The organism is Pseudoalteromonas sp. SR44-5, from assembly GCF_014163675.1.
Lineage (GTDB): Bacteria > Pseudomonadota > Gammaproteobacteria > Enterobacterales > Alteromonadaceae > Pseudoalteromonas > Pseudoalteromonas rhizosphaerae.
Map to the genome: position 1 here is coordinate 84,116 of NZ_JACJDT010000011.1, position 14,827 is coordinate 98,942.

The 14,827-nt window shown below is 40.4% G+C and carries 14 protein-coding genes; 11 read left to right on the top strand and 3 right to left on the bottom strand.

Annotation, left to right across the window (positions count from 1 at the left end; genetic code table 11):
* Positions 1–77: 77 nt before the first annotated feature.
* From H5154_RS08580 to H5154_RS08595, 4 genes are all read left to right on the top strand, one after another.
* Positions 78–584 carry a DUF3087 domain-containing protein gene (locus H5154_RS08580; RefSeq protein WP_182718023.1) on the top strand — a complete coding sequence of 169 codons (507 nt, stop codon included), beginning with the start codon at positions 78–80 and terminating at the stop codon, positions 582–584.
* A gap of 69 nt (positions 585–653) precedes the next feature.
* Entirely contained in the window at positions 654–1,172 is a 519-nt protein-coding gene (locus tag H5154_RS08585) for a hypothetical protein (RefSeq protein ID WP_182718024.1), read from the top strand.
* Positions 1,173–1,478: 306 nt separating this feature from the next.
* Complete coding sequence (locus tag H5154_RS08590) at positions 1,479–1,694, top strand: TIGR02450 family Trp-rich protein (protein ID WP_149981694.1); 216 nt, start codon at positions 1,479–1,481, stop codon at positions 1,692–1,694.
* Positions 1,695–1,766: 72 nt separating this feature from the next.
* Positions 1,767–2,219, top strand: coding sequence for a low molecular weight protein-tyrosine-phosphatase (locus H5154_RS08595; protein WP_145240896.1), 453 nt, complete (start codon positions 1,767–1,769; stop codon positions 2,217–2,219).
* A 74-nt stretch (positions 2,220–2,293) separates the two neighbouring features.
* Here H5154_RS08595 and H5154_RS08600 read toward each other — a convergent pair whose 3' ends face one another.
* Positions 2,294–3,376 carry an energy transducer TonB gene (locus H5154_RS08600; RefSeq protein WP_182718025.1) on the bottom strand — a complete coding sequence of 361 codons (1,083 nt, stop codon included), beginning with the start codon at positions 3,374–3,376 and terminating at the stop codon, positions 2,294–2,296.
* Between the two features lie 255 nt (positions 3,377–3,631).
* Between H5154_RS08600 and ribA the strand changes: the two genes are divergently transcribed.
* The 5 genes from ribA (at position 3,632) to csrA (ending at position 9,087) form a co-directional block, all read left to right on the top strand.
* Positions 3,632–4,255 (top strand): GTP cyclohydrolase II, encoded by a 624-nt coding sequence (gene ribA / locus H5154_RS08605; protein ID WP_145240900.1) that lies wholly within the window; start codon positions 3,632–3,634, stop codon positions 4,253–4,255.
* A gap of 78 nt (positions 4,256–4,333) precedes the next feature.
* Positions 4,334–5,122 carry a BPSS1780 family membrane protein gene (locus tag H5154_RS08610; RefSeq protein WP_149981689.1) on the top strand — a complete coding sequence of 263 codons (789 nt, stop codon included), beginning with the start codon at positions 4,334–4,336 and terminating at the stop codon, positions 5,120–5,122.
* A gap of 11 nt (positions 5,123–5,133) precedes the next feature.
* Complete coding sequence (locus tag H5154_RS08615) at positions 5,134–5,586, top strand: regulatory protein RecX (RefSeq protein ID WP_182718042.1); 453 nt, start codon at positions 5,134–5,136, stop codon at positions 5,584–5,586.
* Between the two features lie 19 nt (positions 5,587–5,605).
* On the top strand, positions 5,606–8,206 hold the full coding sequence (gene alaS, locus H5154_RS08620; protein ID WP_145240904.1) for an alanine--tRNA ligase: 2,601 nt from the start codon (positions 5,606–5,608) through the stop codon (positions 8,204–8,206).
* 689 nt (positions 8,207–8,895) lie between these two features.
* A complete protein-coding gene (csrA, locus tag H5154_RS08625; RefSeq protein ID WP_004587515.1) occupies positions 8,896–9,087 on the top strand; it encodes a carbon storage regulator CsrA in 192 nt (63 codons plus the stop codon).
* Positions 9,088–9,113: 26 nt separating this feature from the next.
* Here the strand turns inward: csrA and H5154_RS08630 are convergent, their stop codons facing one another.
* The gene (locus H5154_RS08630; protein ID WP_145240906.1) at positions 9,114–9,581 is read right to left on the bottom strand and encodes a YcxB family protein; all 468 of its coding nucleotides are present in this window, start codon (positions 9,579–9,581) and stop codon (positions 9,114–9,116) included.
* 127 nt (positions 9,582–9,708) lie between these two features.
* Between H5154_RS08630 and H5154_RS08635 the strand changes: the two genes are divergently transcribed.
* Positions 9,709–10,638 (top strand): hypothetical protein, encoded by a 930-nt coding sequence (locus H5154_RS08635; RefSeq protein WP_182718026.1) that lies wholly within the window; start codon positions 9,709–9,711, stop codon positions 10,636–10,638.
* On the opposite strand, the gene barA is transcribed toward H5154_RS08635, so the two are convergent.
* Positions 10,635–13,400: a two-component sensor histidine kinase BarA gene (gene barA, locus H5154_RS08640; RefSeq protein WP_149981683.1), complete on the bottom strand. Its 2,766-nt coding sequence runs from the start codon at positions 13,398–13,400 to the stop codon at positions 10,635–10,637. The genes H5154_RS08635 and barA overlap by 4 nt on opposite strands.
* A 98-nt stretch (positions 13,401–13,498) precedes the next feature.
* On the opposite strand from barA, the gene rlmD reads away from it, so the two are divergent.
* Positions 13,499–14,824, top strand: a complete 1,326-nt coding sequence (gene rlmD / locus H5154_RS08645) for a 23S rRNA (uracil(1939)-C(5))-methyltransferase RlmD (RefSeq protein WP_182718027.1) — start codon at positions 13,499–13,501, stop codon at positions 14,822–14,824.
* Positions 14,825–14,827: the final 3 nt, after the last annotated feature.

Below are 14,827 nucleotides of genomic sequence, written 5' to 3' on the forward strand. Positions count from 1 at the left end.
AAAAAGTTTCGTGTTTGCTTATGGGCATTGGTTACAATGGCGGCCGTGAATTTTGGTTTTTATTTTATTAGGCAGTTATGCAACTTATTCAAATTGATAAAGCTCGTTATCGTAAGCATTTAAACCGCGTTATTATCGGCTGCGGCTTGGCGTTGGCTATTGGCAGTTTAGCAATCTCACAACTACTAATCGCGTTATTCCCTGATGAAAGTGGCAGTCATTTTCATTGGAATTTAATAGGTGTAGTTATTACTAGCCTAACAATTGGCTGGGCGCTGAATAAATACCGCACCCATGATTATATGACCGAAGTGGTGTATGTGTGGGATCTCAAACAAGCATTGAATAAAATCACCCGTAAAATGGCAAAATTAAAAGCGGCGGGGCGAGAGGGAAATCCTCAGGCATTGTTAGCAATTCATTATAGTTATGCGGGCTCGCGGTTATTATGGCAACTAGACGATAACACTATCACCATGGATGAATTAGCTATCAAGCAAGCTGAGCTTGATAATGTGGCGGCTAAGTTTAATGTGACGTTAAACGTTGATGATTATGATGATGTTATTTTGAAGCAATTTTAGTTGCCTTTTTGTTTCTAAAATGTGTAAAGTAGCGTTCGCTTTATAATAAAAAACTTAAAAGGAACTTTAATGACATTAAACAAGCTTTGCCTAGGTGCTTTGCTAACGATTTGTACTTTTTCATCTAATGCAAACGATGTTAATTTTTCAATCGGTGGCGGCTACCCTTACTTTGTTATACCAGAGGTATCATTATCAGCAGCACAAGGTACACAGCGCTGGTATGCTAACTATAAAATAGGCTTAGATGATGGTTTTTCTGTCGGGTTTGAACATGCGCTAACGAGCGATAAAAAGCATGCTTTAGGCTTAGTTGTTGGCGCCATTGGTGCACAAGATGATGGTCGTGAGTGTTCGGATACTGATGATAAAGACATTGGTGAGACATTTGGTAATATTTTTGGCTGTGCACTATCAGGTATGTTTGATACAGAAACGACTAACGGTGTAGGCGTGAGTTATAGTTACCTTTTTAGTGGTTTAAATGAAGGCGGTTGGCGCGTTCGTTTTGAATTAGGCTACGGTGAAGGCAGCAACAGTAATGAAAAACGCGCTGATGGTGGCGTGAGTATTAGTTACGAATTTTAATAATTGCATTAGCTTATATAGGCTTTAGTGATAAATTAAAGCCTACCTCTACCTTGTAATACATAGTGAGTCATCTGATGTAACTGGTTATTTAATTCCTCTTACTAGCACCGCAAATTCCAACCCTGCTTGGTAAATACTACCTGAAAATAGACAACCCACTTGATGGTCGAGCCAGACTTATACCTCTATGCAGCTGTGATTAGTTAGCTGTAAAATCACATTTCATTCAGTTAAATGTAAACGCAGTGGGTGGTGTTTACGTATCACGATGATCAATGCTTAATGATGTTAGATAGGAATCATATGAATAAAATTAACCACAGAAAACTATTAAACAGTAAATGGACGGCCGTTTCACCCGTCAATAAAGAAAAGCATTTTATGATTACCGATATGGAGTTTGATGAAGAGGGCGTTGTTATCAGCTGTGTTATTGAAGCGGTGATGTCAAAGCGTTCGATGGAAATAAATTGGCATGATTTAAAAGATCAACAGCGCTGGTTACAAGGTTGGAAGTAACCTTGGTATGCAGGTTTTAATTTTATTGGTATCTTATGAATGCATGTTGATGCTAGTGGATGAAATTTAATCATGAAAAAAATACTGATCGTTTGTTTAGGTAATATTTGCCGCTCACCGACTGCGGAGGCGGTGTTAAAGGCTAAAGCATTACAGCGTGGATCACAGTTTGAAATTGACTCAGCAGGTACCGCAGGCTACCACATTGGTAATCCTCCAGATAAACGCTCGCAAGCGGCGGCACTTAAACGTGGCTATAGCTTTGAGGGGATACGTTCACGACAAGTTAACGCTCATGACTTTGAGTACTTTGATTTGATCCTCGCTGCAGATAAAGCCAATTTAGCTGATCTAACTGCACTTTGTCCGGCGCATTTGCAGTATAAGCTGTCGTTATTTTTAGCTTATGGAACCTGCGTTGATGAGATCCCCGACCCTTATTATGGTGGCGAAAATGGTTTTGAACAGGTACTTGATTTAATCGAGGATGCCAGTGACAAAATACTAGATACCTTACAAAAATAGCCCAGTCATGCTGGGCTTAAAACGTGTTTATAAACAGTATTACAAACACTGATGTTATTAGTAATTACGTGTATTTACCTGCCAATTTTAAAGTCTAGCTGCACTTGAGCTTTTGCAACCACTGTTTTTCCGTCTTCAAACTTAGGGGCATAACGCCACTTTTCCATTGCTTTAATAGCTTCTTGTTCAAATGCTTCACCACCTTCAGATTTAATGATGGTGATATTTTTTACAAAGCCAGCGGTGTTAACGTCAAACTCCATTTGCACTGAACCATCTTGCCTAAACCTTGCTTTACTATCTGGGTAGTTAGGTTCTTGACGATAAAGTGGGGTTTGTTGCTGGTTTTCTTGCCACGGCACCATTTTAGCTATAGCTAAACAATGTTTGGTCGCTTCGTCACTTTTACCTGTTTTTTCATAAAGGTGAACTAATTTAGAGTGAGCGCTAAGCTCTGTTTCATGATCGAAGCTAAGCGCATCATCAAATACACTTACAACTCGATTTAAACGCTCAATCGCTTTAGAATATTGTCTTTTACCTTCTGCAAAAGCGGCAACTAAAAAGTCAGCTTTGATCCGCTCTACTGAGTTCTCAGGTAAGTTTTGGCTGTAAAACTCGTCTGCCTCAAGTAGGTAACGTTTGGCTTGGTTGTATTTCTTCCCTTGAAAGCCATACGCTAATCCTTGTGCAGCAGCCAGTTTCATATCTGCTACTAATTTTGGGACTTTTTGGACTGCAGCGATTTCAATAACTTGTTTGTATAGGGCGTCGGCTCTATTTACCGAATCAGTATTGGTTGCCATACCAAGCAATGCATCGATGAGTTCAATGCTACTTGTTGGATGATTAGCCGCTAAAATAGTGTAAGCCTGCTCAAACAAGGTAAAACGTTTTTGTTTGTTTTCTGCAGGGTATTGATGAAGCTCATTAGCATAGTTTATGGCTAAATTTGCAGTGTTATCTGATTTATCTCCATAGATTTGCTTACCTAGCAAATAGGCTTGTTCAGCTTTATCTTCTGCGCCTTTGCCTTGTTGCTGTGCATTAAGGTATTGCTGGTAAACTATTTTAAATTGACTATGTATAGATTCATCGGCGTGACTATAACCAGAATAGGTGATGGCAAGACAAAGTAGTAAAGAGGATGCTTTCATAATGTTCCTTATTATTATGTTTAATTAAATTCTACCAAATAGGTACAACTATGTCATTGATTTAGAGTATCGGGTAAGAATTTTGTTTTTGGTGGGGTGGAATTGTCGATTTAGCGCAGGGCAATGCTTGAATTGCGAGTAACTGCCTCAATATAGTTATTACTCATTGCGGTGTTGTATTATTTTCAATGCAGTTTATTTTTGTGATATTATCACGTTTGCATTATCGCATTACTTTTTAATTTTGGATTTGTCGTGGCGCAAGTAAGAGCTAGAGTCCAGCTAAATGTTGGCAAAAACAGTGATATACCCGCAGAAATCGTGTCATTTAGCGATTTAAAAGATGGCCAAGAGCATGTTGCTTTGGTGTTTAATCGTGCTGATAGCGAGCAGTCTGTGCCGCTTATTCGTATGCATTCTGAATGTTTAACCGGTGATGTATTTCATTCATCACGGTGTGATTGTGGTGAACAACTCAACGAATGTATTGAAATGATGCATCAACAAGGTGGTATTTTACTTTATTTACGCCAAGAAGGGCGTGGTATTGGTTTATACAATAAAATTGACGCCTATGTATTGCAATCACAAGGTATGAATACCTATGAAGCAAATAATCATTTGGGCTTTGCTGATGACTTACGTGACTTTTCTGACGCGGTATTAATGCTAGAAGCGATGGGGTTGGCTCACGTAAAGCTGATGACCAATAATCCTAAAAAGCTTAATGCCTTGAAAGATGCAGGTATTGAAGTTGAATCAGTGGTTGGCACGCATGCACACATTAAAGCTGGTTTAGCGGGCAATAAAGCATACCTAGAGACGAAAATTAAGCATGGTGCGCATATGTTAGATATAAAGAAGATTAAAAAACCGTAATTTTAAGCTGTCGTCTATGTAATCCCATCCAACGCCGAGTTATACTCGGCGTGTTTTGTTGTTAATTTAAGAGCAAGTATGTCAATTGAATTACGAGTATTTAAGGCCGATGCAGGGCTGAAATGGTTTAAAGCAGGCTGGCTTATTTTTAAAACTCAGCCTTTTACCTTTATTTTTATGCACTTATTTATAGGTATTATTGGTTTACTATCGCTATTTTTACCTTTTTTACAAATTATAGCAGCCATTGCCACGCCATTTTTAACTGCGGGGTTTTATCAAGCGGTGATCACCAAACAGCAAGGCGGCAAAATTATGTTGGCCGATATCCTAAAACCGTTTACCGCCAAAGGTAATCGCATGGGGCTGCTTCGTTTAGCGCTTTATCAAATGGCGGCCGGTGTATTGATGGCTTTGTTAGCTGCTGGCTTATTTGCTGAAGCTGTTGAGATTATGAGTAATCCGAATGTCGATCCTAACATTGCCTTGCAGCAAGTAATTGATAGCATCTCGATGGCAAATTTGGCGCTGTTTTTAATTGCGTTATCGGTGTATTTAACGGCTTTTTCTTATGCAGTGCCGTTGGTTTATTTTAATCAACAAAAACGTATTTTTGAGGTGCTAAAAAGCTCACTTATGGTGTTTTACCACAACATGGCACCATTGAGTGTATATGGGGCAATTACTGCAGGCTTGATGATGCTTTCAATGTTTTTATCATTCTTGCCGCTGTTGGTTTTAATGCCAATTTGCTACATTAGCTTTTTTGTTTCTTATCAAGCTATTTTTATGCCGATCGTACCGCCTGCAGAGGCAGAGCCTGTTGCGCCGCAGCATAATGATCAAAGCGGTCGTTTTGACGCATAATGGCTGAAGAAATGGATGAAGCATTACAAAAGAAGTTAAAAAATTATGTACTTTGGTTACTCGGGCGCCAAGAATATTCGCGTCGAGAGTTAACCCAAAAATTACAGCAAAAAGAGGCGACGCCTGAATTTATCGAAGCTTTATTAGATTGGTGTGAAGAGCACAATTTTATAAATGAGCAGCGTTATGTTGAAGGTTTTGTACGTCGCCACATTGCTAAAAAACATGGCTTAAAACGTATTCAAAGCGAAGCCATGGGCAAAAGGATTGACCGAGCACTGTTAGAAAGTGTGATTGAATCATTCGAAATTGATTGGTTTGGGTTAGCGCAGGATGCGTATTTAAAGAAGTATTCAAATTCACAGGACGACTTCGATCACAAAGAAAAAGCTAAGCGCGTGCGCTACTTAATGTATCGAGGGTTCAGTTACGAACAAATAGATTTTGCAATGCAAGCACAGTAAAAATGGGTGAGACGTTCACATGCAGCACATGACTACCGCACAGATCAGGCAACAGTTTTTAGATTTTTTTGCCTCTAAACAACACCAAATTGTTCCATCAAGCTCGCTTATTCCGGGTAACGATGCGACGTTATTATTTAATAACGCCGGCATGGTGCAATTTAAAGATGTATTTTTAGGCGCCGAAAGCCGCCCTTATAACCGCGCAACTAGCTCACAACGTTGTGTGCGTGCCGGTGGTAAGCATAATGATTTAGAAAATGTAGGCTACACAGCACGCCACCATACATTTTTCGAAATGTTAGGTAACTTCAGCTTTGGTGATTACTTTAAGCAAGACGCGATTAAGTTTGCGTGGGAGTTTTTGACTGACGTTGTAAAACTGCCGAAAGAAAAACTGCTCGTTACTATCTATCATGATGATGAAGAAGCATTTGGTTATTGGGCTAACGAAATTGGTTTGCCTGAAGATCGCATTATTCGTATTGCTACTTCAGATAATTTCTGGTCAATGGGTGATACTGGCCCGTGTGGTCCATGTTCTGAAATTTTTTATGATCATGGCGAACAGATTTGGGGCGGACCTCCAGGCTCACCTGAAGAAGATGGCGACCGTTTCATTGAAATTTGGAACCTGGTATTTATGCAGTATAACCGTCAAAGCGACGGTACGATGGAGCCGCTTCCTAAGCAGTCTGTTGATACAGGTATGGGTCTTGAGCGCATTGCTGCAATTTTACAAGGCGTGCATTCAAACTACGAAATCGATTTATTCCAAGGCTTAATTAAAGCTGCTGCAGAAGTTACCAATGCACAAGATATGGATGATAAATCACTGCGCGTAGTGGCGGATCATATTCGTTCATGTGCGTTTTTAATTTCTGATGGGGTTATGCCATCAAACGAAGGCCGTGGTTATGTACTGCGCCGTATCATTCGTCGTGCAGTTCGCCATGGTAACAAGCTTGGCGCACAAGGTTCGTTCTTCTATAAGTTAGTTGCTGCGCTAATCGAACAAATGGGTCAAGCGTATCCAGAGCTTGCAAAACAGCAAGAAATCATCGAAAAAGTACTGCGTATTGAAGAAGAGCAGTTTGGCAAAACTCTTGAGCGTGGTTTAGCTATTTTAGAAGAAAGCCTGACTGATTTAACTGGCGATGTGATCCCAGGTGAATTGGTATTCAAATTATATGACACCTATGGTTTCCCTGCCGATTTAACCGCAGATGTAGCGCGTGAGCGCTTTATGACGATTGATGAGCAAGGCTTCCAAGAGTGCATGGCTGTACAGCGTAAAACTGCACAACAAGCTGGTAAATTTGGTGCTGACTATAACCAGCAATTAAAGTCTGACAAACACACTGACTTTAAAGGCTATGACGCAACGCACTATAGTGGCACTGTGATTGAAATGTTCGCGCAAGGTGAAGCTGTATCAGTACTTGAAGATGGCCAACAAGGCATTGTGGTACTAGATCGCACACCGTTTTACGCTGAATCTGGTGGCCAAGTTGGCGACACCGGCACATTAACGGTAGCTGGCGGTGAGTTTACAGTAACTAATACTACTAAACTTGGTAATGCATTCGCGCATCACGGAACAGTGATGGGGCGTATTGGTGTGAATGATAAAGTTGACGCTAACATTGATGATAAGCGCCGTGATCGTGTTAAAAAGAATCATACAGCGACGCATATTTTACATGAAGCACTACGTCAGTTATTGGGCGATCATGTGTCGCAAAAAGGTTCGCTCGTAGACCCTGAACGTTTACGTTTTGACTTCTCGCATTTTGAAGCAGTCACGAAAGCTGAACTACGTGAAATTGAGCGAGTTGTGAATGACGAGATCCGTCGTAACTTTGCACTAAATACTGAGCTGATGGCAATCGATGCCGCCAAAGAAAAAGGCGCAATGGCGTTATTTGGTGAGAAGTACGATGATGAAGTTCGCGTAGTGACTATTGGTGATTACTCTATAGAACTGTGTGGTGGTACTCACGTAAATCGTGCTGGTGATATCGGTTTATTCAAAATAGTTTCTGAGAGCGGTATTGCTGCCGGTGTGCGCCGTATTGAAGCGGTAACAGGTGCTGATGCAATTGCTTATGTAAGTGAACAAGAGCAACACCTAAACGACGTAGCGGCTCTTGTTAAAGGCGACAGCGCATCAGTACTTGAAAAAGTAACTGCCTTGCTTGAAAAGTCGAAAGGGCTTGAAAAACAAATAGCACAGCTAAGCGACAAGCTAGCCAGTGCTGCGGGTGCATCATTAATTGATTCAATTGTTGAAATTAACGGTGTTAAATTACTTGTGGCAAACGTTGAAGGCACTGAATCAAAAGCCTTACGCGGCATGGTTGATGACCTTAAAAACAAGATTGGCTCAGGTGTTATTGCACTTGGTGTTGCTGATGGCGACAAAGTAAGCTTAATTGCTGGTGTGACTAAAGACTTAACTGGCAAAGTGAAAGCCGGTGAGCTGGTAAATCACATGGCATCACAAGTTGGTGGTAAAGGCGGCGGTCGTCCTGATATGGCGCAAGCTGGTGGCTCTGAGCCGCAAAACTTAACTGCAGCACTTGATAGCGTAACCGCTTGGTTAACTGAGCGTACTTAATAGCTCAGTACGTAAAGTTGATTTAACACTTTAGGAGGCTCAATTGAGTCTCTTAAGGTGTTTACTCTAAATCTGCTTTAACAGCTAAGCCACGTCCTAAATTTATAGCTAAAACGGCATACCTTACTAAATACACACTACCGCATTTTTTATTGCCACTGGATTTACCTTAATTACGAAAAAACTCGGAACTATCCCCATAAACTCTCCACAGCGATGATAAAACTAATTTTTATTGAAACTTTTTCTCGATAACTGCGTCCAAATAGTTAAGATTAATCATAACTTTGAAAAAATAGGCTATGCTTATATCGACTACCGTTATAGTGCACAGAAAAGATTTTAGTAACTACTTGAAGTATTAAATGACAGCCACCATTATATTAACAGTAAAGAAATTTCTGTTGGTTGCTCAGTTACTAAAGTCGCCATTGAGGCAGTGACTATGAAATCATATCCTAGTGTAGTAAGTTTGTTTTTATAGATTAACGTAAACACGTATCAAGATCTGATATTAAAATATTAGTTTGAATAGATGAAACATACTTAGAATTGGCAATAGGCGCATTATAAAGAGTTTTTTTAACAGAAAATGAATCGATTTAGAGTTTTTACTTACTATTAAGGCTTATTTTCTTTAATATACAGACGCGGAATCTTTTAATTTATTGGAATACGGGAGCAAGAGAATGCTAATACTAACTCGTCGAGTAGGTGAAACCCTAATGATTGGTGACGAAGTAACTGTCACTGTACTAGGTGTTAAAGGAAATCAAGTACGTATTGGTGTTAATGCACCTAAAGACGTTTCGGTACACCGTGAAGAAATTTACATGCGTATTCAAGCTGAAAAGTCTAACCCGAATCCGGGCAATGCTTAATCAATTTAATTGATATGAAAGAGCCACTATTTAGTGGCTCTTTTTTTTATGTATTCAATAATCTCATCACTCAGTACGCTGTTTGAAACGTACTGCATGCCGCGACGACTTTTTAAAATAATACCGCGAACAGTAAAAATTACTTCATCAATATCTTGCCATGCTAGCTGATAGCTTTTATGTGGGTTTTCGCTTTTAAAACCGCTTTCATCAATAGTTAACGTTGCCTCAGAGCCTGATGCTCGACTAAGCATTTGCCGCGTTACCCACCAAGGCCTGCGATAATAAAAAGCAACACATTCAAGTACTGCGGCCATGATCAAGAAATTTCCTAAATAGTGTTTTTCTAACCAATAAATAGCTGTAAGTCCTAAACTAACCAATAATACTAAAAAAACATATTTCGGCTTTGCTTGTGCGCTGTAAGGCAGAGACTCATCAAAACATTCGTAAAAGTAGGGTTTATCTAATGTATAAGTGGTGCTAAATGACATGATTAATAAATTCAGGATTACTGTGCGGTTATTTTAGCAAGCTTAGTCGCAAAAAGCCGTTCTTTTAACTGTTCATTTGTTTGTTACTATGAGAGCTTAAGATCTATTTGCGTGATAGGGGATGGTGATGTTTAGTTTAATTGGTTTGACTTGGGCGCTGTCCAGTAATGCGTTTTTGGTGATGGGGGATATGCCATATACTCCAATTGATGAAATGAATTTAGCGCCAATAGGAGCTTTGGGTAAAAAAATAAAAACGACTGAGCATGCTTTTTTGATCCATGTTGGCGATATGAAATCCGGTTCTGAGCCTTGCACCAATGAGTTGCTTGAGAAGCATAAACAGTTACTTACCTCTTTAACTACGCAGCCATTTATTTACACCCCCGGTGACAATGAATGGACTGATTGCGACCGCAAAAATTTAACTCCTCGTTATGATGAATTAGAGCGCTTGGTATTTTTAAAAACCTTGATGTTTGATGATAAATACCTTGAAAAAGCCAATACCTTAGTTGATTTTCAGCAACAGCCTAGCATGCACGAAAATGCGCGTTGGCGGTTCGCTGATGTAGAGTTTATAACGCTGCATATTGCAGGCACCCACAATGGCCGTCGAGAGGTGCTAAAAAGTGATAAACAACTTGCTTATCAACAAGCTGATACAAGAGACGGCAACAACCTTAACTGGTTAGCGCAAGCAAACTCAGCAGCCAAAGGTTATGTGATTGCTTTTCAGGCGGATATTTACACCCATCAAACAGCACAACCAGCATGCAGTAAAACTCAGCCAGAACAGTGTGATGGTTTTAAAGTGTATCGCGATGCTTTGGCGGAATTTGTAAACACAGTAAAAAAGCCGGTATTAGTGATCCACGGTGATACAGGCCCTTATTGTCAGCAACCATTATCACAAAATTTAACGCGACTTAATGTACCCGGTGATTTTATGTTTAGTGACATTGCCAAAGTAAGTCTGGTGCAACAAGATACAGATGTAACTTGGCAGATCAGTAGCTTAAAAAGTGGTAAATCACTTAAGCGGATCTGCCGTTAATGTTCGGCTAAGCCGGCATCGGTCATCAGGTTTTCAAGTTCGTCTTGCAGCTCAAAAAGCTCTGGCTCAATATAACTTAAATCACAATCGCCTTTTAACGCGGTTTCCAGTGCTTCAGCGAGTGCCTTGAGCTTGGGTACGCCAGTGTAACAACAAGCACCGTGAAATTTATGAATAATACTTAGCACATGTTCGCAATCTTGGCTGGCGGTTGCTTCTTCAAGTAGTCGCAGGGTTTCTGGCACACTGAGTAACAACATATTAAGCATTTCAAGCGCCAGTTCGTTTTTACCGCCGGCACGTTGCAGTGCTAATGGCCAATCCAGTGAAGAGCTTACAAAAGGAGGCTCAATAGCAACTAGCTCATTGCGGCTTTTGTCTCGTCGCAGCGGTGATTGTGGACTATGATCACTGATAATTTGTTTCAGCATATCTTCATCAATAGGTTTAGTTAAATACCCTTTAAAGCCATCGGTAATAAGTTGCTCTTTTTCGCCTGCTAAGGCGTGTGCTGTGACTGCAATAATAGGGGTATCTTCGTTTAAGGATGATTCTAGGATCAGTTTACAGGCGGTAATACCGTCCATAATGGGCATTTGAATATCCATAAAAATAATGTCGTATTTATGGCTTTTGCTCAAACTATAGGCTTGTGAGCCATTATGAGCGGTATCGATAGTTTCAATTTGCTCTTCTAATAAAGTACAAAGTAACTTTAAATTGGCATCATTATCATCAACGACTAATACTTTTAGCGGTAATAACTTTTCGTCATTTTCTTCAATATTGTGTACGGGATGATCGAGTCGATAAGGTGCTGCAAGCACTTCACAGAGCTTGCGGTGGTTCAGCGGTTTACTTAAACACGCATCTGCACCACAGCCAATATATGCTTCGCGCATATTATGCGATACCGAATTAAGCATTAAATACAGGTAGTCAGTCGATTCACGGACTGCTTTGATATAGCTTTTTAAGCGTTGCATTTCGTCAACTGCGGCAACATGACCAATAATACAAATATCGTAATTAAACTCTTTGTTTAACTCTTGTAAAAAGGTTTCTTGGTCAAAGCACGCAGTAACCCTTGTTTGCCACTCGGTGAGTAAAGAGAGCACCGCATTATGGGTATGTTCATGCGGTTCTAGGTATAAAATACGTTTATTTGCAAGAGATCTACTTGGTAAGTCGCTGTTATAAATATGGCTTGGAAGCCTAAATACACCATTAAAAGTAAAGCAGGTGCCGTTACCAGGTGCTGAGTTTAAGGTAATGCGGCCACCCATGGTTTCAACTATGTGCTTGGTAATAATTAAGCCAAGGCCTGTGCCACCAAATTTACGGGTAATGCTTGAATCAGCTTGGCCAAAAGGAGTGAACAAGGCATCTTGTTTATCCATTGGAATGCCAACGCCTGTATCGGTTACCGACACTAACACTGAGGTCCGTTCTTCATCAAGTAAACGATGGCCAACATCAATTTTAATTGAGCCTTTTTCAGTAAACTTAATTGCATTACTAATCAAGTTGATCAGAATTTGTTTAAAGCGGGTCGGATCACCAGTAATGTTATCAGGTACTAGTGAGTTGATATAAATTGATAGCTCTAATTGTTTTTCATGCGCACTGGGAGCCAGTAGCGTAAGTACTTCGTTTATTGTGTCACGTAGTTGAAATTGAATGGACTCAAGTTCCATGGCGCCTGCTTCAAGCTTCGAAAAATCTAAAATATCGCTGATGATAGTCATTAAACTATTGGCTGAGAGTTCGATGGTATCGAGGTAATCTTTTTGGTGTTTATTTAGCGGTGTTTTATGTAATTGACGAGTAAAGCCAATGACACCATTAAGTGGTGTGCGCAGTTCGTGACTCATTTTCGCTAAAAAGTCCGATTTTACGCGGTTGGCGTCTTGGGCATCGGTTTTAGCAATACTGAGCTGAATATTTTGTGTTTCGTATAATTCTAACGACTCGCGCAAGTCACTGGTCGCCTGATCGATGTGCTTTTGCATTTCATCTTTTTGCATCACCATAGTATCAGAAATGGTGTTTAGCCCTTGGCGTAATAATTCAAACTCGCCCATCATCGGAGCTGTTAGGCCGGTTTCTCTTTTCCCTTCGATTAATTTGTCGGTAGCCAGTACTAACTTATTTAATGGGGTCATAAACATATGGCTAAGCCTGATGGCTAAAATAGCCGCCAACACTAAGGCTAAAATAATGACAATACCGCTGACTAGTAATGCCTGTTGCTGACCAATAATCGCTTGGTCTTTGTTGAGCTGAATAACCACAGTGCCAAGGGATGTTTGAAACGTTGCATTATTCCACTGTGCGTCTGGCGTTGAGTGGTTGATGATCGGCGTAAAAAATGTAATTAAGTGGTCGCTGGGCACTACTTTGGTGTTTTTTCCTGCTTGCAAGTACTCACTGTGCAGTAGATCATCAAAGTCACGGTGATAGTTACTGGTTAATACCAGTTCATTATGCTCGTCAAAAATGGCGATGGTTTTAATTGCTGGAGAGTGTTTATTATGCGCATGGCTGATCAAACGGTTTAGTAGCTGTTTATTTTTTGCTAATAATGGCTGTTCAATGGCAATCGACAGGGGCTCGGAGATAGTCGCACCTTGCTGATATAAAATTTCATCAAGCTCAATGTAACGATTTATTGTAAAATAGCCGCCAAGTAGTAATCCGATAATCACTGTGGGAATAAGTGTTAGCGTTAAAACTGAGTCGCGCAAACCAAGTTTAGTCATAAGTGAACGTTGTTATCATTATTAGTTAGTTAAAGAGTATATACTTATAAGCTAGTAATCAATCACCCTCGTAGAATCAATATTTAAGGTGTTGCCCGATGGCGCAGTTTTTCCAAGCAAAAAAGAAAACCCTTTCTGGACAGTCGTTAACTTTAGCCATTTCAGGAATGGATCATCAAGGTCGGGGGATTGCCAAGCATAATAATAAAGTGTGCTTTGTTAGCGGTGCACTGACAGGTGAAACGGTTAAGGCCAAACTAACCGAAGATAAAGCTCGTTATAGCGCGGCTAAAACGATAAAAGTTGAGCAGGCCAGTGAAGCACGGGTTAAACCGTTTTGCGAACATTATCAACAATGTGGTGGTTGCCAATTACAGCATTTGCGACTTGACCAACAATTAGTTGAAAAGCAAGTGGCGGTGAGCCAGCTGTTTTCAAAGTTTGCCAAGCTTGATGCAATGAACTGGCAAGCCCCGTTATTGAGCGAGCCGACGCACTACCGTCGCAGTGCGCGGTTAGCGGTGATGTTTGATAAAACCGCAAAAAAAATGCGGGTTGGTTATCGCGCGCAAGGTTCTAAACAAATTATCAGTGTGCAGCAGTGTGCAGTACTGAGTGACGATTTTGCCGCAATTTTTACTGTTTTTGATCAGTTATTAAACCAATATGGCGAACTTCGCAGTGTTAGCCATATACAATTATGCCAAGCAGATGAGCAAAATTTTGTGGTGATCCGCCACACTAAAAGCATCAGTGATAAGCTAAAAGCAACTATTGAGCAGCAGGGGCTTGATCATCAGTGGCAAATTATATGGCAAGGAGATACTCAGCAAATTAACCACAGCCATTTACCTATGCCGTTTTATAGCTTACCTGAGCTTGGACTAAAATTTACTTTTGGGCTGGAAAACTTTATTCAAGTCAATGCGCAGGTAAATCAAGCTATGCTTTCTCAAGCGGTTGACTGGCTTAGTTTAAAAGGGGACGAACAGGTACTAGACCTATTTTGTGGGATTGGTAACTTCGCTTTAGCGCTGGCAAATAACGCAAAAAGCGTAATTGGTGTTGAAGGAGTGGCTTCTGCGGTTGCAATGGCGGCGCAAAATGCGCAAACTAACCATATAGCCAATGCTCATTTTCATTGTTTTGATTTAACACAAACAATGCAGCAAGCTCCGTGGTTTAGTAAAGAGTTGAATGTATTAGTACTGGACCCTTCACGTACCGGTGCCTTAGCTATTTTAGAGCAACTGCCTCTGAAGCAATTTAAAACGATTTTATATGTATCTTGCGACCCTGTGACTTTAGCCCGTGACAGCGCAATTATTACGCAAGCTGCATTTTCACTTGAAAAAATAGGGCTAATGAATATGTTTCCACACACGGGGCATATCGAAACGATGGCGTTATTTCAACGGAGGTAGAGC